Source organism: Microcoleus sp. EPA2 (assembly GCA_020882975.1).
GTDB lineage: Bacteria > Cyanobacteriota > Cyanobacteriia > Cyanobacteriales > Microcoleaceae > Microcoleus.
In genome coordinates, this window is the sequence record JAHRFD010000003.1 from 132979 (window position 1) to 155677 (window position 22699).

Annotated in this window: 25 protein-coding genes; 13 read left to right on the forward strand and 12 right to left on the reverse strand. The window is 43.0% G+C overall.

Annotation, left to right across the window (positions count from 1 at the left end):
• Window positions 1-278: 278 nt before the first annotated feature.
• From AAFP14_RS04870 to AAFP14_RS04905, 8 genes are all read right to left on the reverse strand, one after another.
• The gene (locus tag AAFP14_RS04870; protein WP_341731183.1) at window positions 279-767 is read right to left on the reverse strand and encodes a hypothetical protein; all 489 of its coding nucleotides are present in this window, start codon (window positions 765-767) and stop codon (window positions 279-281) included.
• A 564-nt stretch (window positions 768-1331) separates the two neighbouring features.
• Complete coding sequence (locus AAFP14_RS04875; protein ID WP_341731184.1) at window positions 1332-2153, reverse strand: biotin--[acetyl-CoA-carboxylase] ligase; 822 nt, start codon at window positions 2151-2153, stop codon at window positions 1332-1334.
• A 49-nt stretch (window positions 2154-2202) separates the two neighbouring features.
• A complete protein-coding gene (locus tag AAFP14_RS04880; RefSeq protein ID WP_341731185.1) occupies window positions 2203-3159 on the reverse strand; it encodes an FTR1 family iron permease in 957 nt (318 codons plus the stop codon).
• 278 nt (window positions 3160-3437) lie between these two features.
• Entirely contained in the window at window positions 3438-3872 is a 435-nt protein-coding gene (locus AAFP14_RS04885; RefSeq protein WP_293153590.1) for a ferritin-like domain-containing protein, read from the reverse strand.
• Window positions 3873-3988: 116 nt separating this feature from the next.
• Entirely contained in the window at window positions 3989-4615 is a 627-nt protein-coding gene (locus AAFP14_RS04890; protein WP_341731186.1) for a hypothetical protein, read from the reverse strand.
• Between the two features lie 21 nt (window positions 4616-4636).
• Complete coding sequence (locus AAFP14_RS04895) at window positions 4637-5110, reverse strand: hypothetical protein (RefSeq protein WP_341731187.1); 474 nt, start codon at window positions 5108-5110, stop codon at window positions 4637-4639.
• Between the two features lie 37 nt (window positions 5111-5147).
• Complete coding sequence (locus AAFP14_RS04900) at window positions 5148-5783, reverse strand: hypothetical protein (RefSeq protein ID WP_341731188.1); 636 nt, start codon at window positions 5781-5783, stop codon at window positions 5148-5150.
• Window positions 5784-6135: 352 nt separating this feature from the next.
• A complete protein-coding gene (locus tag AAFP14_RS04905; protein WP_341731189.1) occupies window positions 6136-6387 on the reverse strand; it encodes a hypothetical protein in 252 nt (83 codons plus the stop codon).
• 103 nt (window positions 6388-6490) lie between these two features.
• Here AAFP14_RS04905 and AAFP14_RS04910 point away from each other — a divergent pair, with 103 nt between their 5' ends.
• From AAFP14_RS04910 to AAFP14_RS04920, 3 genes are all read left to right on the forward strand, one after another.
• A complete protein-coding gene (locus AAFP14_RS04910) occupies window positions 6491-7417 on the forward strand; it encodes an energy-coupling factor ABC transporter permease (protein ID WP_341731190.1) in 927 nt (308 codons plus the stop codon).
• Window positions 7410-8069: an energy-coupling factor transporter transmembrane component T family protein gene (locus tag AAFP14_RS04915; protein ID WP_341731191.1), complete on the forward strand. Its 660-nt coding sequence runs from the start codon at window positions 7410-7412 to the stop codon at window positions 8067-8069. Before AAFP14_RS04910 ends, AAFP14_RS04915 begins: the two co-directional genes overlap by 8 nt.
• A gap of 133 nt (window positions 8070-8202) precedes the next feature.
• Window positions 8203-8937, forward strand: a complete 735-nt coding sequence (locus tag AAFP14_RS04920; protein WP_341731192.1) for an energy-coupling factor ABC transporter ATP-binding protein — start codon at window positions 8203-8205, stop codon at window positions 8935-8937.
• A 70-nt stretch (window positions 8938-9007) separates the two neighbouring features.
• Here AAFP14_RS04920 and AAFP14_RS04925 read toward each other — a convergent pair whose 3' ends face one another.
• On the reverse strand, window positions 9008-9364 hold the full coding sequence (locus AAFP14_RS04925) for a zinc ribbon domain-containing protein (protein ID WP_341731193.1): 357 nt from the start codon (window positions 9362-9364) through the stop codon (window positions 9008-9010).
• A 215-nt stretch (window positions 9365-9579) separates the two neighbouring features.
• On the opposite strand from AAFP14_RS04925, the gene AAFP14_RS04930 reads away from it, so the two are divergent.
• Both AAFP14_RS04930 and AAFP14_RS04935 read left to right on the forward strand, forming a co-directional pair.
• On the forward strand, window positions 9580-9906 hold the full coding sequence (locus AAFP14_RS04930) for a phasin family protein (protein WP_341731194.1): 327 nt from the start codon (window positions 9580-9582) through the stop codon (window positions 9904-9906).
• Between the two features lie 222 nt (window positions 9907-10128).
• Window positions 10129-10725: an FKBP-type peptidyl-prolyl cis-trans isomerase gene (locus AAFP14_RS04935; protein ID WP_341731195.1), complete on the forward strand. Its 597-nt coding sequence runs from the start codon at window positions 10129-10131 to the stop codon at window positions 10723-10725.
• 263 nt (window positions 10726-10988) lie between these two features.
• On the opposite strand, the gene dnaB is transcribed toward AAFP14_RS04935, so the two are convergent.
• From dnaB to gloB, 3 genes are all read right to left on the reverse strand, one after another.
• On the reverse strand, window positions 10989-12311 hold the full coding sequence (gene dnaB / locus AAFP14_RS04940) for a replicative DNA helicase (protein ID WP_341731196.1): 1323 nt from the start codon (window positions 12309-12311) through the stop codon (window positions 10989-10991).
• A gap of 138 nt (window positions 12312-12449) precedes the next feature.
• Window positions 12450-12908: a 50S ribosomal protein L9 gene (gene rplI / locus AAFP14_RS04945; protein WP_341731197.1), complete on the reverse strand. Its 459-nt coding sequence runs from the start codon at window positions 12906-12908 to the stop codon at window positions 12450-12452.
• 97 nt (window positions 12909-13005) lie between these two features.
• On the reverse strand, window positions 13006-13779 hold the full coding sequence (gene gloB / locus AAFP14_RS04950) for a hydroxyacylglutathione hydrolase (protein ID WP_341731198.1): 774 nt from the start codon (window positions 13777-13779) through the stop codon (window positions 13006-13008).
• Between the two features lie 97 nt (window positions 13780-13876).
• On the opposite strand from gloB, the gene AAFP14_RS04955 reads away from it, so the two are divergent.
• The 8 genes from AAFP14_RS04955 (at window position 13877) to AAFP14_RS04990 (ending at window position 22688) form a co-directional block, all read left to right on the forward strand.
• The gene (locus AAFP14_RS04955; RefSeq protein ID WP_341731199.1) at window positions 13877-14080 is read left to right on the forward strand and encodes a hypothetical protein; all 204 of its coding nucleotides are present in this window, start codon (window positions 13877-13879) and stop codon (window positions 14078-14080) included.
• Window positions 14081-14140: 60 nt separating this feature from the next.
• Complete coding sequence (gene galE / locus AAFP14_RS04960) at window positions 14141-15139, forward strand: UDP-glucose 4-epimerase GalE (RefSeq protein ID WP_341731200.1); 999 nt, start codon at window positions 14141-14143, stop codon at window positions 15137-15139.
• Between the two features lie 193 nt (window positions 15140-15332).
• On the forward strand, window positions 15333-16256 hold the full coding sequence (locus AAFP14_RS04965; RefSeq protein WP_341731201.1) for an alpha-1,2-fucosyltransferase: 924 nt from the start codon (window positions 15333-15335) through the stop codon (window positions 16254-16256).
• A 139-nt stretch (window positions 16257-16395) separates the two neighbouring features.
• A complete protein-coding gene (locus AAFP14_RS04970) occupies window positions 16396-17232 on the forward strand; it encodes a hypothetical protein (protein ID WP_341731202.1) in 837 nt (278 codons plus the stop codon).
• Between the two features lie 83 nt (window positions 17233-17315).
• A complete protein-coding gene (locus tag AAFP14_RS04975) occupies window positions 17316-18113 on the forward strand; it encodes a class I SAM-dependent methyltransferase (RefSeq protein WP_341731203.1) in 798 nt (265 codons plus the stop codon).
• 11 nt (window positions 18114-18124) lie between these two features.
• Entirely contained in the window at window positions 18125-19282 is a 1158-nt protein-coding gene (locus tag AAFP14_RS04980) for a glycosyltransferase family 4 protein (RefSeq protein WP_341731204.1), read from the forward strand.
• A gap of 85 nt (window positions 19283-19367) precedes the next feature.
• Window positions 19368-21371 carry an ABC transporter ATP-binding protein gene (locus tag AAFP14_RS04985; RefSeq protein ID WP_341731205.1) on the forward strand — a complete coding sequence of 668 codons (2004 nt, stop codon included), beginning with the start codon at window positions 19368-19370 and terminating at the stop codon, window positions 21369-21371.
• Window positions 21372-21488: 117 nt separating this feature from the next.
• Window positions 21489-22688, forward strand: coding sequence for a glycosyltransferase family 4 protein (locus AAFP14_RS04990; RefSeq protein ID WP_341731206.1), 1200 nt, complete (start codon window positions 21489-21491; stop codon window positions 22686-22688).
• Window positions 22689-22699: the final 11 nt, after the last annotated feature.

Below are 22699 nucleotides of genomic sequence, written 5' to 3' on the forward strand. Positions count from 1 at the left end.
ATTTGACTATTTAGAATAGCTAATGATTATAACTGCTTAAGTGCGGATTTGGAATTTTTCTTCCACATTCCTGGAGGTGCGCCAACCACAGAAACCAGATTTTTGAGTGCATCTGCCGGATCGAAGGAAGGATTTTCCCAGAAAAAACGGGCTTTTAGATGCCGATGTGTCCAGGACTATTTAATGGAAATCTTCTCAACAGCCAGCTTTCAACAGGCTGTTGAGGCTTGTTTTACAAGAGTGAGGGGAGATGTGCGATCGACAATTGACAATTCCATTTACAATCGCTGAATCCGTCGCCACCAAGCCCTGAAGTATGTCACCAGGGGGAATTGATAAAATTCACCTACCAACCACAGGACAATTCCTAAATGGGACAAAAATGCTAGCCCTGTCCAAGCTGCGGGCAACCACGACAGTCGGCTGCCGGGAACCGGGGGAAAATAGTAAGCTGACAGCCCTAGCAAGGTAGTGGGCAGGAAAATTAGACCCAGTGCTGCTGCTAAGTAGGGCCATCCGAATTCTACGCCTTCGAGGTGGGTTCCGATCCACTGTTTGCCGTTCCAGTGCCAAGTTATCGGTGGTGCTCGATCGGCCATTTTGAGCATTTGTCTTTCTTCGTTGCCCGTGAAAATGTGTTGACAGAAGTTGCAAGCTAGGGCTTCCATCATGGGCATGGGAGAAATTTCGCCAGTGCGACAAACTGGGCAAGGATATGTGTGTTCAGGGTGGAAAGGACGGGTGGATTTTTGGGTGAATGTTGGCATGGATTAGAGATTTTGTCAATAGATTGAACAATTTTAACGCAGTCATTAGTCATTAGTCATTAGTCATTAGTCATTAGTCATTAGTCATTAGTCAGTAGTCAGTAGTTAGTAGTCATTAGTCAGTAGTCATTAGTCATTAGTCAGTAGTTAGTAGTCAGTAGTTAGTAGTCAGTAGTTAGTAGTCATTAGTCAGTAGTCAGTAGTCATTAGTCATTAGTCAGTAGTCATTAGTCAGTAGTTAGTAGTTAGTAGTCAGTAGTCAGTAGTCAGTAGTCAGTAGTCAGTAGTTAGTAGTCAGTAGTCAGTAGTCAGTAGTTAGTAGTCATTAGTCAGTAGTTAGTAGTCATTAGTCAGTAGTCAGTAGTTAGTAGTCAGTAGTCATTAGTCAGTAGTTAGTAGTCATTAGTCAGTAGTTAGTAGTCATTAGTCAGTAGTCAGTAGTCAGTAGTCAGTAGTCATTAGTCAGTAGTTAGTAGTTAGTAGTTAGTAGTCAGTAGTCATTAGTCAGTAGTCATTAGTCAGTAGTTAGTAGTTAGTAGTTAGTAGTTAGTCAGTAGTCAACCGTCAATTTTTTAAGCGAACTCGCCCGGAGGCAAAGGCTTGTATGCGATCGCCCTCTAAACGCAATCGCAAACGACCACCTTCGTCAATGCCGGTGGCTTGTCCGTAGATGGTTTTGTCGGAAAGTTCGATTGCCACTGGGCAACCAAAAAGTGCATCACGGTGCTGTAATTCTGGCAACAGTCTGGCTAAACCGGATTTTCCTGCTGGTTTGTCATTTTTGTGAAACATATGGGCTAGTTCCAGGAGATATTGTCGCAGTCGATCGAGCAAACACAGTTCATCTGGCACTTGGCTAGCTATAGAATGCAAGCTTACTGCATTGCCGATCGCGCTGGCATCAAGTCCGCGGAGATCGAAGTCTACACACAGGTTGATGCCGATGCCGACTACGGCGCGAGTTGTGGCGGAAACATTGCTAGAAGTGGCTTCGCAGAGAATTCCGGCTAATTTGCGGCGATCGATCCAAATGTCGTTTGGCCATTTCAGGCGCAGCAGAGTGCGACAGTCAGCAACTAAATCTTCGATCGCATAAATCACGGCTAAACCGACGGCTAAACTGAGTCCAGGTAGCAGATTAGTGTTGAGGTTATCGAGTACAAAACTCGCAGTCAAAACACCGGTTGGGGCGTGCCATGTGCGCCCGTGTTGGCCTCTACCACTGGTTTGTCGTTTGGTAAATACGACATCTCCGTGTTTGAGTTGGGCTGCGCGGGCGATGGCGATCGTGTTGGTACTGGGACAGGTATCTAACCAGTGTAGCCAGTGAGGGATATTTGGGCGATCGGGTTCTGGAAATGGTGAAATTAAGGGCGATTCAGACAAGGTTTGATTGGTGGTATAGCAACCGCTGGTGTGAGCAAGTTAGACGTAACTAGCTTGCTTGTTCTGTAGCAGACTTAGCATTTTTGCTGGTCAAATTTGGCTTGTTGCCTAATTTTTGGAAATAAAGACTGCCGACGATGACTAAGAACATAGCATAACCGATTCCTTGGACTAGATAAAGTCGATCTCTGTATCCGAATAGTGCTTTGAGTACAATTCCAGGAAATTTGCGATCGGGCAAAATTGCCTCTGCATTCCACAGCATCGGACCTAAAATACAGGAGTGGAGTTGTGCAGTGCGATCGAAAAAAACACAAATCCCTGCATAGTTGATATCTGTCTGGGACAAAAGGGCAGCAGAGGAGTCAAAATGTTTGAGTGCGGATACTGCTAAACCGGCGACAATTAGCAATAATAAGATTCCCATAAATTTGAAAAACTTGCCCAGTTCAATTTTGACACCCCACTGGAAAATTAGCGCGCCTATGATTGCCGCCCCAAGCAAACCGGCTAAAGCACCTAAAGCCGGAGTTAAACCTTGTTGAAATTGAGCGCTGACAAATATAACTGTTTCAAAACCTTCGCGAAGTACGGCGATAAAAATTAAGCCGAATACGCCCCAGCCAGCATTAGCATTTTCTGTCAAAGCTGCTGTTACTGCTCCTTCGACTTCTGCTTTAAGAAAGCGGGCTTGCTGAGTCATCCAAATTAGCATCCAACTTAGCATTACTATGGCGACAATTCCCAAACCACCTTCGAGTAGTTGCTTAATTACTGGTGCGTAAGGCTGATTTGATGTTGAGAGTATGTGGAGTAACTGATTGAATAATGCACCCACACCAGCGCTAGCGCCTATGCCGGCTGCGATACCTGCATAAACCCAAGAATTGAGATTAGTTTGGTCGGCTTTTTTTAAGCAAGCTAGGACTATCCCCACGACTAAGGCTGCTTCTACGCCTTCGCGGAGGGTAATTACAAAAGTTGGGATGGCTTCAGTAAAGTTCATTTATTTGTTAGTTGTTATTGGTTATTTGTTATTTGTTAGTTGTTACTTGTTGTTTGTTATTTGTTGTTTGTTGTTGGCGGTGTCCTGCCCTTCGGCTACGCGGTTCGTGAGCGTACTCGAAGGGCAGGACACCGCGAAATGGAAGGGTTATTTGTTGTTTGTTATTGGTCACCATCGCGATTAGAGTTATTTGTTAGTTTTTATTTTATACCCATAACAACTAACAAATAACAACTAACAAATAACCAATAACAACTAACAAATAACCAATAACAAACTCAACTATAATCCCGTAGCATTTTTTTGAGTTCTACTTGGTGCAATTCTTCTTGTCCAATCAGAGTACGGGCATACTCTTCCAGATAAACGCTGGAGTCTGTAACGACTTCTAGTAAGGATTTATACTTTTTTAGCGCTTTTTTTTCGTGATTTAAACTTTCTTCCAACAAGTCTTTTATCGAATGTTTGTAGGTTTCTTCTATCGGAGCAATTTTCTGGCTGGGATGTCCATCTAAGCCTGTTAAAATTTCTCCGGCTTGTTGGGCATGGAGTAGGGATTCGGTTGCTTGTGCTTGAAAAAACTGCACGATAGGAATCCGGTTTGGTCCTGTCACCATTAGTGCGTAGTGGGTGTAGCGTACTACTCCTGCTAGTTCCCATTCCATGATGGTGCATAGCAGTTCTTGGGTTTTTTTCTCGTCGAGTTCTTTCATTTGTTGTTTAAGATGTAGAATGCTTTACAGGGCGCAACTTATAATATCACATTTAAATGATAATTTAAAATTAAGGTGCGCCATAAGTACCTTACTGGATAGATGTTTTAGGTGAGTTACGGGTTAACTTCTAAGGTTCCAGTAGGAGCGAATACCACTGTCAACTTCGCGACTGGTGCGGGGCTATTGCTAGTGGTAGTTTCGGAAGCTGTGAGCAGATTTGGTAGGGGAGTTTCTTGGGTGAAATCCTTGGCAGGCTGGTTGAGTGGCTCGAAATTGGCGATCGCCCCGTCTTGACTTGCACTGACTTGATAGACTAGATTTTGAGTGAACGTGGGGCTAGTTTTCCAAGTCTGATTTATGCGATCGTACACTTTGAGAGCTAACTCATCTAATTGAGGGCGATCGATGATTTCTGCTGTTTTCTTTGTAATATCCACCGCCGGAACTTCTGGCTTAGCTGCTGATGGTAAAGCTGGGACAGGCCGATCTTTAGGAATACTTGCACTAGCTGGTTCAGAAGACTGATTAGCGACAGTGGTAACATTTTTTGCTGGTGTGTCAGCAGGATTTTTCCCCTCAACTGTCAAAGACTTGATGTGGGAACCGAAAAACTTTTCTTTTTGGCTAACCCGCCACATGGCGATGGGATAAGTCACAAAGAAAAGAGTCAAAACTCCAACGCCAACCCAAACTATTTTGTGCATCTCCCTGGCCGGAAGTGGCTTATTTTTCGTTTCCATTATTAAACCTCGAATTATTTATTAAGTTAACGGCAAATAGGGGAATAGAGGATGCCAACACATAGCTGTGGCAGCGATTAACAAAGCAAACATCCAGAAAAATATGGTACGGCTTTTAATGTTCTGATTCTTCCATAGAGTATGGAGAATTGACCAACTGATAAGCCAACCGACAAGTAACATAGTTTCTTTGCCAGTGTAACTGCCGATATTACCCCACAATTCGCTATCAGTCTTGCTTCCGGGAATCCAAGTACCGAGAGACCAAATAAATGCTTCTCTGGCTTTAGATGTGTCTGACAAGTGGTGAGTCACCATCATGGTAAAACAACCAATTGTGGCACTAATTACTGCTGCTGCGGCGGGTCCAGAAACACTAAGCCCTGTTTCGGAGCCTTCAGCTAAACCGCTGGGAAACTGTTTGAATTTGCTCCATAATTTACCGTAAAAAGGTTGATGATTGGCATAAGATTGGCGATTTAATTGTCTAGTCATTTGAAAATGCTCCTATCTTAGGTAAAGTAACTACTAACTACAGAGCTTGAATTTTAGCAACACCAATTCCGCTCACCATGCCACCCATTGCAAAAAACATGATTGCCATCAAAGCTACACAGGTAGCTGTTAAAACTGGGCGATTTTTTTTGTCTAAAATTGAGTCGCCATAGTTCCATAAAATCCAGGTGCAAGCTACTGTTAAAGGCAGTGTAAACAATACGCTAAATTCGTGATATTCCATCAAAACGTACTGCCCTAGAGGAGAGTTTTCTTTTAGCAAAGCTCTTGCTCCGCCGAAATTTATACCTGCTCGATACCGCATATAAGCCCAGTTACCAGTAGCAATGGCCAAAAAACTCAAAATAGTTGACCAAAAGGCTAAGGTTCGCATTTGTGGCAAGATTTTACCGGCCCCTCGCAACAATGGAAATGCCAAATGTCCGGTATAAACCATCACCACTAATGCAAACATTGCACCCATGCCGTGAATTGTACCCATCCACCGCTGCCAAGGGCTCGGATGCAAGAGGTTAACTAGGGGTAAAAACAGAAATAAACCAGCGGATAAAAAGCTCAGCCCGTAGATGGAAACTTGAGCAATATCTAGTTGTCTGGGAAATTCCGATGTAGCTAAATCTGTAGTTGAGTCTTGTTTTGAGTGTTGTACCACTGCTGGGTCTCCTTGAGTTGGGATGATGCAGGAAGTTATTTGAGAATATTTGCATTAGTAGCTAGAGTCTTTTGAGAAAAAAACCTATATCACCAGAACCGATCGCCCATTAGCCCGATCGATAACTGCTAAATTATTGCTCGCTTCAGACCTAGTACCCAGAATATTTGGCTTTTGAGGTCAGGAATAGCCCATAATCTTGGTTTAACTAGGCATTTAGCTATTTTGCTGCTGGTGTTAGCGCTAATAACTTAATGCTATAGATTCTCAATAATTGAGAATAAAACTAATTAGGAGGTTTCAGTTTTTTCTTTATATTTTCTTAATATTTATGTCACAGCTTCGACTAGAGCTAGATTTTGCTGTTGAGTCCGTAAAACCAGGGGAGATTGGAGATGGGAATAATTGACATCGCCGATCGCTCTTTTGGGAGCTCGATCGCCTTAGAATCGGTACTTATGGAAAAATGAGGGAGCTGATAATGGTGTGTTTTGAGCCCTGGCTCAATTAATTCTTCAGAATTATTTAATTTGAAGGTAAAATCCTCGATCGTCTGGCTGTAAAGCCCGAATCTACGGGAAATAGTCGATCGCCCACCGCCCATACCCAGAGCGATCGCCCGTAGAAATGCCCCCAGAGGGGGTTGTAAATTTTTGTAAAAAATAGTTGACTAAAGGGTTGAGAGTTCTCCCGTTTAGGATAAATCCATGCACATACCTGATGGCTTTCTTTCACCGCCGGTAGCCATTGCCACCGGCATAGCAAGTGCAGCAGCAATCGCCGTTGCCCTGAATCGAACGCGCGAAAGTCTTGGGCTGCGGCAAGCCCCAATCATGGGTTTAACCACTGCTTTCGTGTTTGCAGCCCAGATGATTAACTTTCCTGTAGCGGGTGGCACCAGCGGACACTTATTGGGAGGAGCCCTAGCATCTGTGGTGTTGGGGAACCCTTGGGCGGCAACTCTGGCAATGAGTACGGTGTTTATCATTCAGAGTGTTTTATTTGCCGATGGCGGTATCACCGCCCTGGGAGCGAATATTTTTAATATGGGGCTAGTCGGAATTTGGGTAGGCTGGTGGCTGTTGCAGCCCTTGCAGCGACTGTTGGGAGGTTCCCGAAATCGTTTGCCACTAGCAGCGGGGATTGCAGCCGCCCTCAGCGTTGTGGCGGCTTCGATTTGCGTGGCAATCCAATTAGCAATTTCTGGAACAGTATCACTTAATATCGCATTGCCAGCAATGGTAGGAGTTCATATTTTAATTGGGATTGGAGAAGGGGTAATTACAGCCAGTGTTTTAACTTACCTAGTCAAAGTACGGCCAGATTTGTTACCAGGAGAGCAACCACAATTGCAGAAATGGGTAGCACCAGTAATAGCGATTTTATTAATTAGTGGCGTGCTGTCACTATTTGCTTCCAGTTGGCCAGACGGGTTAGAAGCAGTAGCCGAAAAATACGGTTTTAAAGAAAAAGAATCTGTGGCGATAGAAAATCCTACTCCCTTAGCAGATTACAGTGTTAAAGGATTAGAAGAACAGCCTATCGGTACCAGCATTGCTGGACTTTTAGGCTCTGCCGTCAGTTTCGGGGCGGCCTTTGGGATTGTTCAGTTAATTAAACCGAAAGATGTCTAAACTATCGATACCTTTTCGACTGCGCCTGTCTCTAACAATAGTCATTGGCATTGGTTTCATGAAGACAGGGGCTTGGCTGTGGCTGGGAATTTATGGGGCGATCGCACTTTGTTGGTCCTTGTGGCAGAGAGCGCCACTGCAAACCTTAGTCCAACTGTTAGGAACAGAATTAATTTTTCTCTCCTTATTAGTGCTACCCCAAGGTTGGGAACGTGCAAGTTTTCTGTTAGTACGTTCCCTCATTTGTCTGCTAATTATGAACAGTTTTCTGCTAACTTTGCCACCGCACAGTTTGGGAATAGCCCTGAAAGGATTGCCACTACCAGCCGGCTTACAAGAAATTGTGCTATTAGCAGGGCAATACTTAGAAATCTTGCTAGCGGAAGTCAACAGCATGAAAAGAGCGGCCCAACTACGAGGCTTATCAGGTACAGGTGGATGGCTGCGCTACGCTAGTGCATCAATGATCGGATCGCTTTATTTGCGAAGTCTCGATCGCGCAGAAAGAGTCCACGCAGCCATGCTAATTCGTGGCTATCAAGGAACCTTACCAGGCGACTCAAAATCAACACCAAAAGAGCGACTATGGCTAACAATCACCATTTTAACCGCAGCCGGATTAACAATAGCATCTTATGGAAATTGGGCCTAGAGCCTAGGCAATCAGGAATTGATTAATTCCTGCATCTATATTTTAACTTTTTACCTTCTCCATTCCTCTCTCTGCGCCAAGAGCGCCCTCTGCGGTTAAAAACTCTTAATCCAAAAATCGAGGCAAACAAAAATTGACTAATCTCAAAGTGACACCAACCATCAAAGTAGAAAAAATAGTCTTTGGATATCCACAGCAAAAACCAGTATTGCAAGAAATTTCCTTCACCTTGCAACCGGGAGAAAGAGTTGCCCTACTAGGTTTAACCGGCGCTGGAAAAAGCACTTTGTTAGAAAATTTAATTGGCTTAAAAATGCCTCTCTCAGGAGAGATTAGAGTGAAGGGAACTAAGCTAGAACAAAGTAATTTACCCGAAATACGCCGACAGATTGGATTTTGTTTTCAAGATGCCAACGATCAGCTATTTATGCCAACTATATTAGAGGATGTCATGTTCGGGCCGCGCAATTATGGGGTATCAGCGGGACTGGCGCGCGATCGAGCTTTAGCCCTATTAGATGAATTTGGTTTGGTAGAATTTGCCCATCGTTCAGCCCACGAGCTTTCTGGGGGTCAAAGAAGGTTGGCGGCGCTAGCGGCAATTTTAGCATTAGAGCCAGCAATTTTGATTTTGGATGAGCCGACCAATGGACTAGATCCATCCTGGCGTAGACATTTAGCCAAGGTTTTGTCGCAATTACCCATCGAGGTGATTTTGATAGCTTCCCACGATTTGAACTGGATTGGGAAGACGACTCAAAGGGCGTTAATTTTGGCTGAGGGTCAGATTCGGGTCGATGAGAAAACTCAAGAATTGCTCAAAGATCGATCGACTCTCGAATATTACAATTTGCCGCCAGATTGGTAATTAGTCATGGGGGTAAGTCCTGTTAAAGCTCGAATTTGCGACAGGTTTCATTAAAAATGCTCTGGAAGTGTTAAATTGAGAGAGCAATACTAATCACAATTAAAGCTAATAAAGCTAACCAAACTTGATGCCGCTGACACCAATTTTTGACCGCTCTTTGCCAGCCACCGCTGATGTCAGGGGTCGCCTGGGGTACGATTGGTTGGGCCTTGTTGTGATAAAGGGTACACTCTTGGGCGAAGGGACGCTGGGGATAGTTGCAGGTGTCGTCTTCGTGGTATGTACAGGTGGTACATAAAAATTCTTGGGGTTTCGATCGATAAAGGGGGATACCGGGATGTCCGAAAGCTTTGAGAGGGGTTTTGCAGTGTCCACAGGTGATGGCTTGGGTGTCCACGGGTAGGTGACAGCGAGGGCAATCTGGCATTGACGTTGCTGGTGATGGGATAGGTTACAGGTAGGTAGATTAGGGGGTTTTCCGCACGCCCATGGGTGGATTAGACTCGCCAGCAGGGGCTGGGATGCTCCAAAATAGAAAGGTAGGTCAGCGCTGATGTAACTTTAAGTTTACTAATGGTTTCGCAGCTTTGGCAGGTGACTTGAGTCGATCGGGTCTTTTGGGGCAAACACTAGGAAAAATCTATGGATAACAATAACAACTTACTCAAACAACTGGTGATGTTGGGGATTGGTACTACCTCCCTGGTGGCCGAGAAATTGCAGGAAGTCAGCGAGCAATGGGTTAAAGATGGCAAAATCAACCCTGAGCAAGCTAAAACCTTTGTGGAGGACATGACAGAGCAGCTTAAGTCGGAACAGGGGAATTGGGAGACGCAGTTGCAGCGGCAAATGCGGAATATGCTGCAAGATATGGGTGTGCCACGACAGTCGGAAATGGATGAGTTGCGTGGTAGGCTCGATCGACTCGAACGTCAGGTGAGGGATTTAGAAAATCGTCACTGGCGTTGAGTTTGGTGCGGTGGGGCTGTTCCCTGCTATCCTGCGATCGGAGGCTCGCCCCAAGGTAGAATGCTCATAAAGGTAGAAAGTAGAATTAACAGCTTTCTGCCTTCGGAATTCATACTTCTGTCTGAAGAATGAGTTTGCATCCGCCGTCTTTTTGTAACGAAAAGATTTTTGGGTTTTGAGCTGGTTTCGAGAAATAATTCTTGAATGTAAGGAGGATTAATTTTGCAAGGAGTTCTAGTCAGCTTGGGAGTAATGCTGGTTTGTGTTTTGTTTTTGATAGTCGCTCAATTTAGCGGTTCTGGGGAAAAAGCAATAGCCGCCGAAGTGAATAGTTCTTTACCCCAGACTGCGATTGAGATATTGTCAGAGCAGTCTTTAAATGAAAATAGTCTCCTAGTAGCTGATGCTACTTTACCGAATGTATCACCTACTAACGATGGAAGTAAGATGACTGAAAATACTGAGAAAACTGAGAAGATTGTCACCACAGATTCTGGTTTGAAATATGTTGAATTAAAAGAGGGTGACGGGGCGACTCCCAAAACTGGTCAGACGGTTGTCGTTCACTATACTGGCACTTTGGAGGATGGCACGAAATTTGATAGTTCGCGCGATCGCAATTCTCCTTTCCAGTTCAGAATTGGTGTGGGCCAAGTGATTAAGGGTTGGGATGAAGGTGTAGGTACAATGAAAGTTGGAGACCGACGCCAGTTGATTATTCCTCCCGATTTGGGTTACGGTGCTCGTGGTGCGGGTGGGGTGATTCCTCCCAATGCCACACTAATTTTTGATGTGGAATTGTTGAAGATTTCTGGTTAAGTAGCGGAATCTAATTCAACGTAAAACTTTTTTTACGCTGTTGAGAAACCCGGTTTTTTTAAGGAACCGGGTTTCTTGAATTTAGAGCTTTTACCTAGGTTATGAACAGGGAAGATGCCTATTGCACAAAGAGTTTATATCAATTCCTATCTTCATCGGAATTATTCATTTCTCTCCGCTCTCTCTGTATTCTCTGTGTTCTAGTAAGGTTCAATCATTCCGATGCAACGGTCAACGATATTACAAACAGGGATATGTTGCGATTAACTTCGTCTTGCTTGCAGATTTAAGAATTTTGTTACCTGACCATCGAATAATAATTTAATCACACCTGTAGGGCCGTTTCTGTGTTTGGTAATAATGACTTCTGCAATGCCGCGATCGGGGGTATCTGGATTATAATATTCATCACGGTACAACATAATTACTAAATCCGCATCTTGTTCGATACTTCCACTTTCTCTCAAATCCGACATCATCGGCCGCTTATTTGTCCGCGCTTCCACACCTCGACTCAACTGAGATAAGGCAATAATTGGTACGCTGAGTTCGCGGGCTAAACCTTTGAGGCTTCTGGTAATTCGAGATAGTTCTTGGACGCGATTGTCGCTGCTACCTTCCATTAATTGTAGATAATCTAGCAGGATTAATCCTAGGGTTCCGCCTTGTTCTGCTTGAAGGCGACGGGCTTTTGAGCGAATTTCTGTCACTGTAATATTAGGAGTGTCATCAATAAACATTGGCAATTCTGAGAGGCGGCCAATAGCTGTACTGATGGGTTCCCATTCGTTTTGACTAATTCTGCCCGATCGCAATCGATTACTTTCTATTCTAGCTTCACCGGACAAAATGCGCTGCACAAGCTGTTCTTTTGACATTTCTAGGCTAAAAATGGCAACCGGCAATTTTTGCGGCCCGGCCGCGATGTGGTGGGCGATGTTGGTACAAAAGGCCGTTTTTCCCATGGCCGGACGCCCAGCAACGATGATTAAATCCGATCGCTGAAAGCCTCCTGTCATAGCATCTAAGTCATAAAAACCGCAGGGAATACCGGGAAGTGTGAGTCCTTCATTGCGGTTTTCGAGGTCTTGAAATGTCTGATTTAGGGTTTCGCCGATGGATACTAAATCTTGTTGGGGACGTTCTTGAGTTATGCTAAAAATTTGTTGTTCGGCGCGGTCTAAAACTGTTTCTAAGGGTGTGGCTGTCTCGTAACCTAATTGTACGATGTTGTTACCTGCTTCGATTAATTTCCGTCGCTGGTATTTGTCTTCTACTAAGACGGCATATTGGTCGATGTTGACAGCAGAAACGGTGCGATCGACTAATTGTGCTAGTTTGCTTTGTCCTCCTATTTGTTCTAACTGATTGCGATCGGCTAATCGAGTAGTAACTGTCATTAAATCCGTAGGCTGACCTTGAAAAAACAAGTCTAAAGCCGAGCGATAAATGACTTGATGAGCGCTGATGGCAAAAAATTCAGGACGCAAAAGTTCAGCAATTCGAGAAATGGCTTCGGGGTCAATTAAAATCCCGCCCAGAATTGCTTCTTCTGCCTCTACATTTGTTGGCATCAAGTCGCTCATGAATTATGGGGAATGGGGAATCGGGAATCGGGAATCGGGAATTGGGAATGGGTTATCGGTTACTAGCTTGGGGCTGCCAATGCCCAATGCCATCCCCCCTTGGGGGGGGTTGCCCAACGCCCAATACCCAATACCCAATTACATAGGAATAACTTGAATTTCAACTTCAGCGGCAACTTCTGCGTGTAATTTGATTTCAGCTTTATAAGTACCAGTTTCGCGAATTTCCGGCAGGGAGATGCCACGGCGATCGACTTCTTGACTGGTAGAGTTGAAAATCAGTTCTGCTACTTCTTGGTTAGTAACAGTACCAAAAATAGCGTTTCCTTCGCCGACTTGCTTGGAGATGATGAAAGGACCTGCTGCTTCCAGCGCTGTTTTGCGGACTTCAGCTTGCTGCTTGAGCTCTAGCTGGCGGAGTCTTTCTGTTTCTCTGCGACGTTCTGCTTGCTTGAGAATGCCCGGAGTGGCGCGAAATCCCATGCCTTGGGGTACTAGGTAGTTGCGGGCGTAACCGGGGGCTACTTCTACTACGTCGCCAGCTTTACCCAGCTTGCTGACATCTTTGTTTAAAACTAATTGGACGCGCTTGGCCATGATCTTTGCTAGTGGTTTTTAACTCGAACATTCTATAATACCGAAGTCTGAGTGGCGATCGCAACCAGGAAGGAAAAAGCAAACAGGACTCCCATACTCAAAATTGCTCTTTCATACCCCGCAAGCGGGCGAAGGTTTGTACCGAATCCTGGCTGTGGGTGGCCGATTGAATACTAGGATGATCCCAGCGCAAAAATGGGTTGGTACTTTTTTCGAGTGCGATCGATGATGGTATCGTGGCTTGATTACGGCTGCGGGCGGCCTTGACTTCGGCGAAACGCTTCTGTAACTCTAGATTTTCACTATCTACAGTCAGAGCAAATCGCAGATTATTGAGGGTGTATTCGTGGGCGCACCAAACTCTAGTATTGTCTGGCAGGTTTCGCAGTTGTTCCAGGGAAGCTACCATCTGACTGGGAGTACCTTCTTTGAGTCGGCCACAGCCTCCGCCAAATAGGGTGTCACCGCAGAACAATTCGCCGGTTTGGGCTGGGTTGTTGGGCGGGAAATAGTAGGCGATGTGGGCTTTTGTGTGTCCGGGTACGAATAAGATGGAGGCGGTTCTGTCTGCGAAAGAAACTCGATCGCCCCCTTGTAAAAAGATTTGCTGTCCTGGAATTCTGCCCCTGTCTTCTGCGCCACCGTAGACTTTAACTTGGGGGAAGCGATCGATCAGTTCCAGGTTGCCACCTATATGATCGTTGTGGTGGTGGGTAATCAAAATTTTGGTTAATTCGGCTCCCAGTGCTTGCAGTTGCTGCAAGACAGGGTGGGCTTGGGCTGGATCGATCACTGCTGCTAGATTGCGATCGCGATCGTGCAGCAAAAAAATGTAATTATCCGACAGTACCGGAAGTCGATAAACTTGCATATAGCGTTTCTCCAATAAATTAGTTAGTCTTGGGGGGGGTAACTTCTTCCTTCTTCACATCGATCTTATTCCTTCTTCCTTCTTCCTTGATAATAATATGCGAACATCTCAGAACAAATCAAACTTAACACTCACTCAAATGGTCGATCGAATTTTAGCATCGGGCAAGCTCGCCCGCCGGGAACATTTAATTCTAACTTCTGCCATCCTGTCCAACGAGAAAATTTCCGAAGACGAACGATATCAAATAAATCGAATATTTGATTATATTCAAATTGGTCGCCTCAAGTTTATTGATTGAACTTCTTGTAAATTCATCATATAATCAACACAGGTAGTAAAACAAAAAAGGCAAAAAAAAATGAGTGTAGACCAAGGAACTATTTTAGTGACCGGGGGAGCTGGATATATTGGTTCTCACGCCGTTTTGGCACTAAAACGCGCAGGTTACAATGTGTTAATTTTGGATAATTTAGTTTACGGTCATAGTGATTTAGTAGAGCAGGTATTAAAGGTTGAATTAGTGGTAGGAGATACCAACGATCGCGCCCTACTAGACAAAATATTTGCCACTCATAATATTGCTGCCGTCATGCACTTTTCGGCCTATGCTTATGTGGGCGAGTCCGTGACTGACCCAGCTAAATATTACCGTAACAATGTCATCGGTACTATTACTCTTTTAGAAGCCATGATCGCTGCTGGGGTCAAAAAACTTGTGTTTTCTTCTACCTGCGCCACTTACGGAGTACCGCAGAAAATTCCCCTCACAGAAGACCACCCACAGCATCCGATCAACCCCTACGGTACTACTAAATTAATGGTAGAACAGATCTTATCAGATTTTGATACTGCTTACAATTTTAAGTCTGTTTGTTTCCGCTATTTTAATGCTGGCGGTGCCGATCCGAGTGGGTTGTTGGGAGAGGATCACAACCCCGAAACTCACCTGATTCCCCTAGTGTTACTGACTGCTTTAAACAAGCGAGATTCTATTTCAATTTTTGGCACAGATTATGATACTCCTGACGGTACTTGCATTCGAGATTACATTCATGTTAACGATTTAGCATCTGCTCATATTTTAGGATTAGAATATTTGTTAAATGGTGGAAAATCCGATGTCTTTAATTTAGGCAACGGCGGCGGTTTTTCTGTAAAAGAGGTGATAGAAACCGCGATGGAAGTGACGGGAAAAGAGATTAAGACTGTGGAGTGCGATCGACGTCCGGGAGACCCTCCTGCTTTAGTTGGTAGCAGCGAGAAAGCCATTAAAACACTAGGTTGGTCTCCTGAATATCCACATATTAAGGATATTATATCCCATGCTTGGCAATGGCACAAAAAACGCCACTCCTAGGCAAGCATTACTTAAATAATCGGGGGAACAATCTCTCAAATTCCCCCTTGTTTTACCCTTGGGCCACGGCGATTTCATTCTCAGGGATTGGGGGAACCCCTACCAGATAATAATGATTTTGTAGGCGTAGTGGATGGTACGTGCCTACGCTCCCCATCTACTACAAGCGATATTTATCATGGGTTTCAGTAGTATGCTAATCATATCTGCTAAATCGGGACAACTTGGGAACAGACTGCTACTTTTTGCTAATTTCATCGCTGTGGCGATCGAGCATAATTTAACAGTCCTCAATCCGGCTTTTGAGGAATATGCAGAATATTTTGTGGGTACAGCCCGCGATTTTTTATGTTGTTATCCTCCTCCATATTTTACCTGGTCAGCCAACAAATTTATCAGAAATAAATATTATAAATTAATTAAATGTTTAAACAATAAAAAAGTATGGAAAACGCAAGAAATAACCAGAGAAAAACCTTTTAATTGGGTGAATTATCAGGAGTCAGACACGCTCAAGTACAATTCTACTATTGGTTTTCAAGGCTGGCTATTTCGAGATGGCTGGTTTGTAGAAGATTTGCCAAAATTACACAAGTACGCTCACCAAATTAGATCCTACTTTACCCCCTTACCTCAATATAAAATTAATGTAGATAGTTTGATATTGAATGTAAAAAATAACGCCGATATAATCATCGGAGTTCATATTCGTCAAGGCGATTACGAACAGCACCAAAAAGGGAGATACTTTTACAAAACTGAGCAATATTTAGAAGTCATGAATTCAGTAGTAAAACTATTTGAAAGTAAGCAAGTCAAATTTTTGATTTGCTCTAATTTTCACCAAGAACCTAGTTTATTTGATAATTTTAACTGCGTTTTTGCCAAAGGTCATTTAATCGAAGATATGTATGCTTTGGCTGAGTGCGACTATATTGTCGGGCCACCTAGCAGTTATAGTATGTGGGCTTCGTTTTACGGCGAAAAACCTCTTTACACGATCAGAGATATCAGTAAAACAATTAATTTGAAGGATTTTGTGCATTTTTATGAATGGCAAGGACTTTTCCATTATCGAGATAACTGGAGCGAGAGTTTTTGGGAGTGGACGCACTGAGGTAAGCTGCTACCCCTCTCCCGTGTCTGTTAATGCGAGAAAGTGGCAAGGAGAGGGGAAGAGGCACAAAAATCTCTACTATTTTTCTAAGGGTATAAGTTTATAATTAAAATGCCAAAGTGCTTACTTAAATCAATCCATGAATTCAAAACAATTAGAAGCTCAGGGTTTTATCACTATTTTAACTGGTTTGTATTCTTTTCAAGATTGCATTCATTTTCTGGCATCTGTCAGGAAGTTTCACCGCGAACCAATTATTGTTTTAATAGATAAAGTCCCTAGATTTTTATATCCCTTACTTCAGGTGTTTGGAAATGTGAGATTGCAGCCAGCACCGCCGAATGAAAATCCTGTTTTAGCTTCGCGGCAAGCTAAACTGAGCTTATATCAAGTATCTCCTTTTGAGAAAACTATTTATCTGGACTCTGATATTTGTTTGTTGTCGCCAATAGATGAAGTTTTTGACTATCTCGATGAGGTGGAGTTGTTGGTGACAGAAGATGTACAGCCGGCGATCGCCAAAGCTGCTAATTTATTAAGAGTCAAGCAACATATTCTCTCGACTCTGCAATCAGTAGGATTACCCCTCAACGAAAATAGCATTCAATATAATGGCGGATTTATCGCCTTTACCAACAGCAGTAAAAATCAGGAATTATTCAATTATTTTAAGAAATATTTCAATTTGGTAACTACCAATCAAGATGTGCTACTATTGAAAGACCAAGGCGCTTTTGCTGCTGCTATTGCCTCTGTCAAACCGAAAATGAAAACCTTGTCGCCTGTTTACAATTACTTGGACAAATGGAAAGAAGTTTATAGGATTGACGAGCCGATCAAGGTAATGCACTGTACTTATCCTTACCGCCCGCAGTACGCGAAAAATGTGACGAGAACGCTATTTACTAGAATAGTCGATCGCGCTGCTAAAATATTTTTACCAAATCAACTTAACAATCCCTGGCGCTTAAAATAGACTTTCTCTAACTCTGCGCCCTCTGCGGTTCATTTAAAAAAAACATCATTCACAACAAAGGAAATAGGATAGCTCTAGCTGCTGTGCAACATTATACTCAAGAATTCTACAAATACTTGCAAAAAACATCCCAAGAATCAGCCAGAGAAATTATTCCAATTATTTGGGAATTTGTGCAGCCACAGCGAGTAATTGATGTCGGTTGTGGGACAGGGACTTGGTTGTCAGCATTCACAGAATTCGGCGTTGAAGATATTTTGGGCATAGATGGTGATTGGGTTGACCCAAAAATGCTGGAAATTCCGGCTGACAAATTTTTAACCTTAGATTTAAGTCAGCCTTTACCGATTGAGCAAAAATTTGATTTAGTTGTTTCCTTAGAAGTAGCAGAGCACATACCCCCGGAGTGCGCCCAGATATTTGTAAACTCTTTAGCGAAGTTGGGTCCAGTAATTTTGTTCTCGGCCGCAGTACCATTTCAAGGAGGAACAAACCACATCAACGAACAGTGGCCGGAATATTGGGCTAAACTATTTCAAGCACAAGGATATGTAGCGATTGACTGTGTGAGAAACAAAATATGGCAAAACGATCTAGTCCGATGGTACTATGCCCAGAACATACTGATATTTGCCCAACGGGAATATTTAACAACTAATCCCCTGTTACAAAAAGAGGCAGATAGAACTAACATTTTGCAGCTTGCCTTAATTCATCCATACCTTTATTTGCGAACAGCTTCAGAAGCAACTAAATTAAGACAAGAAGTCAAAGACGCTCTAGGATTAACAGACCCAAGAATTTCAGTAAAAAAAGTATTTTTTGCTTTGCTAACCTTGACAAAATCTCGGTTAAATGGCAAAATAAAACAACTTTTTTGAAAAAAAACCAAGTGAAAGTTTCGTTAGTCGCGAGCGATTTGTCAGGAGGAGGTGCACTTCGTGCTTTTCTGTTAGCTCAAGTTCTGATTGAGCTTAACTATGATGTAGAAATTGTCGGATTTATGTGGGGTAAGGAATTATATGCAATTCCTCCTAAAGGCATCCCGGTATATGCGATACCGGGGAGCAAATATCCTGGTTTTTTGATGAGAGCTCAGAAACTTTTGAAAAAAATAGATGGGGATATTATTTATGCAGTCAAACCTAAACCTAGCAGCTTTGGTTTATCATTGCTCAAAAAACTGGAGACTCACCGCCCTATAATTTTAGATATAGACGATTGGGAACTGAGCTGGTTCGGCGGAGACGAATGGAAATATCGCCCTGATTTCAAACAACTTTACCGAGACATTGTAAAAAAAAATGGTCAATTGAGAGAACCAGATCATCAGTTGTATATTAAGTGGATGGAAACTTTAGTTTCCCGTGCGGATGCTGTCACTGTGGATACGGAGTTTTTAAAACAACGTTTTGGTGGTGTATATTTGCCTAATGGCAAGGATACTGAAATGTTCGATCCCGCTAAATACCATCCTGAATTAAGCAGACGGCGTTACGGGTTGTCCGGGTATAAAATTTTAATGTTTCCCGGTGCACCGAGACCTCATAAAGGGGTTGAGGATGTTTTGATGGCCCTCGAACAGTTAAATCAGCCTAATTTAAAGTTAGCGATTGTGGGCGGAAGTCCTTATGATGATTATGACGATCGACTTATGCAACAATGGGGGCGTTGGATTATTAAACTGCCAAAATTTCCAGTGGAAAGGATGCCTGAAGTTGTAGCGGCGGCTCATATTGTCGTTGTTCCTCAGCGAGAGACTTTGACAGCGGTGGCTCAGTTTCCGCTCAAGTTGACAGATGGGATGGCAATGGCTAAGCCTGTTTTGTCTACGCGAGTGGGGGATATTCCTGAAATTTTAGGCGGTACGGGTTATTTAGTAGAGCCTAATTCTCCGACTCAAATTTCCCAGAAAATTCAATGGATATTTCAAAATTTGACAGAAGCAAATCTGCAAGGAATGAAAGCTAGGGAAAGATGCGTAGAAAAATATAGCATTAAAACAATGGCCCCGATCCTTTCAGATATAATTGCAAGTATATCGAGGTAAATTTTTAGTGACTGAATGGAGGAAGATACACTGGCTGTAATTTAATAAAAAATGAAATGTCGTACTATTTAGCTGGGAATGCTTCATGTCTGCAAATAAGCTACTCCTAAAATTTGCCAGACGATATCCAGGCAGGATTTTTTTGACTGTGTTCCTGGGATTCTCTGGGGCTTTATTCAATGGTATCAGCACTACTCTGATTGTACCAGTGCTTTTGAATTTTTTGCAGGAAGCTGTCGAGTTGCGGGCTGCTCCACCTTTAATTAAAATTTTGATGTATCCCTTTGAAGGAATGCCTCAAAATCAGCGTTTGGTGTTAATGACCGTCGCGATAGTTCTGACAATTATATTTAAAAATATTGCTAGTTATGCTAATACTTTAGTAGCTACTTCTCTGACGCGGGCTTTGACTTTTGACTTGCGAGAGGCTGGATTGCGCTTGTTATTAGAAGTAGATTTGGATTATTACTCAAAAACTAAAGTAGGGGATTTAATTAATAGATTGGGTGGAGAAGTAGGTAGAACCGCTAATGCAATTGGCACGGCTATAGGGGTGTTTACTACCTCAATTACTGTTTTGGTGTTTGTGGGTTTGCTGGTTTCAATATCTTGGAAAATGACGCTGACATCTACGATTTTGTTAGGGCTAGTTGCTTGGACAAATCAGTACATTATTAACCGTTCTAAGCATTTTGGTATGCTGTTATCGGAAATGTCTAAAGATTATTCAGTAGGGATATTGGAAACCATCACTGGAATTAGACTTGTCAAGTCAACGGGGAATGAAGAAAAAGAGTATCACCGGATTAAAAACTTAATTCATAGGCGAGAACAAGCGGATTTTTCAGCTCAGATAAACTATGCAGCGATCGCTCCTATTAACGAAGTTGTGAATTTGATGGTGATTATTTTAATTATATTTATAGGTAGGACAATTTTTGTAAATGAAATAGAGTCTATTTCTACGGTTCTTCTAACATATTTATTGGTGCTGTTTAGACTAATACCTCTGATTTCTCAATTAAATAGTGGCCGCAGTCAATTTGCTAACACATCGGCTAGTGTAGAGGTTGTTGATAATTTTTTAAGATGTGATGACAAGCCATTTATGCGGAATGGGTTAGTGGCATATACTCATTTGCGATCGGGAATTCATTTTAATAAAATATCTTTTAATTATCCAAATCATAAAAACTTAGTTCTGCAAGGAATAGATTTATTTCTACCTCACGGTACTACTTTGGCTTTGGTAGGCAGTTCAGGTTCTGGTAAATCAACTTTAGCAGATTTATTACCGAGATTTTACGATCCTACTGAAGGTAGTATCTCGATAGATGGCGTGGATTTGCGTGAATTTGATGTCAAAAGCTTGAGAAAAGCTATGGGAATTGTTAGTCAAGATACGTTCTTGTTTAATGCCTCAGTGCGCGATAATATTGCTTATGCTAGGCAAGAAGCAACAGAAGCAGAAATTGTCGAGGCGGCAAAGGGAGCAAATGCTTACGAGTTTATCCAACAGTTGCCACAGGGATTGGATACTCAAATTGGCGATCGCGGTCTGATCCTATCGGGAGGGCAGCGTCAGAGAATTTCCATTGCTAGAGCCCTGCTGCAAAACCCAGAAATTTTAATTTTAGATGAAGCAACCAGTTCCCTGGATACAGTGGCGGAAAGGTACGTGCAAGAGGCGATCGAGAAATTGAGTTACGATCGCACCACGTTAGTCATTGCCCACCGCCTCTCCACAGTCCAAAAAGCCCATAAAATCGCTGTGATCGATCGAGGACGAGTAGTAGAAATTGGTTCTCACAAAGACTTGTTAGCAAAAGGAGGATACTACACCCGCTTGCATTCTATGCAATTTGCCGAAGAAACTGCTCGCGACGAAGCTTTAATTAAAGGTTCTTACGAAATTCGCACTCGTCTAACTCCCATGATAGCTTACCTAAAATTGCTACTAGATGAAATGGTAGATTCTCCCGAAGAAAGGGATGAACTTATCCGAGAATCCTTTCAATCCGCTGCTAATATTTTTGAGACTTTAGAATTTATTGAAAATACAATCAGGCGTCAGGCTGTTCAAAAGTAGTCAGTTGGCAGTTGGCAGTTGGCAGTTGGCAGTAGTCAACAATTACCAATACCCAATGCCCAATGCCCAATGCCCAATGCCCAATACCCAATTCCCAATTCCCAATTCCCAATTCCCATGTCACACTATTATGTATTCTTCACCCGCAATATATTGCCACAACCGAATGTAGCTAGCTTAGTTCAAGTTGCCCACTCGGCGAATGCCGCAGCAAATCTCGGTTTACCAGCAGTGTTAGTATATCTCCGTAAAGGATGGAGTGCTCTTAATCCACTAGATTTACTCCATCCTTTTCAACCTAGAAAACCCGATGAAAAACTTGCCCAAATCTACAACATTCAACAAAAGTTAAAAGTAGCAGATTTACCGATGCCGTGGCCCATCGACCTTTGGGACAACAAGTGGACGAGTTCGAGTACAATAGTATCAAAATACTACCTACCAATCCACCTGCGGAAATCAACTCAAATTGTCCACAGCCGCGACTGGAACTTTGTCAAAGCAGCAATTAAAAATGGAATTCCCGCCATTTACGAACAGCATCATCACGAAAACAAGAAGTTTGAACCAGAAATTGTCCGCAATTCCCTGTTTCAAATTGCTGTAACTGTTGCCGATACAGTGCGCGAAAGCATGATGCAAAATGGAATGCCACCAGAAAAAGTAATTATGCTACATAACGGTTTCAATCATTTATTTTTCGCCAGACAAACGGCAGCATCTCAGAATTGGCGACAGCAGCTATTAACAGACGACAGACAGCATTTAGCAGTTTATGCAGGGGGACTTTATCCGTTTAAAGGTGTGGATATGTTAGTAGATGTAGCTGAGGAATTGCCCGGAGTTCAATTTGCGATCGCCGGTGGTAGCGAATCCCAAGTAACAGCCTACCAAAAATTAGCCAAATCCCAGCAAGTTAACAACATAAAATTTCTCGGATACCTCCCACAGAATCAACTTGCTAGCTTGCTACAAGCCGCTGATGTTTTAACTCACCCTCACTGTTGGACAGAAGCCGCGACATTTACATCTCCTTTAAAATTCTTTGATTATATGGCATCGGGAACTCCAATCGTGGCGACAGAGATTCCATCTTTGCGGGAGTTTAAATCGGGAAACATCGCTGCGACTTGGTGCGAACCCGATAACCCCTATCAATTTGCACAAAGCATTCACAGTAGTTTAATAAAATATCCCAGGAAGGTAGAAGGTTATGCAGAAACTATGGATTTTGTCAAGCAATTTTCCTGGGAAAATCGGATTGAGAAAATTTTGAGTTACGTAGACGAGCAAGTGCGATCGCAACTACTTACATAATTTAAAATTTG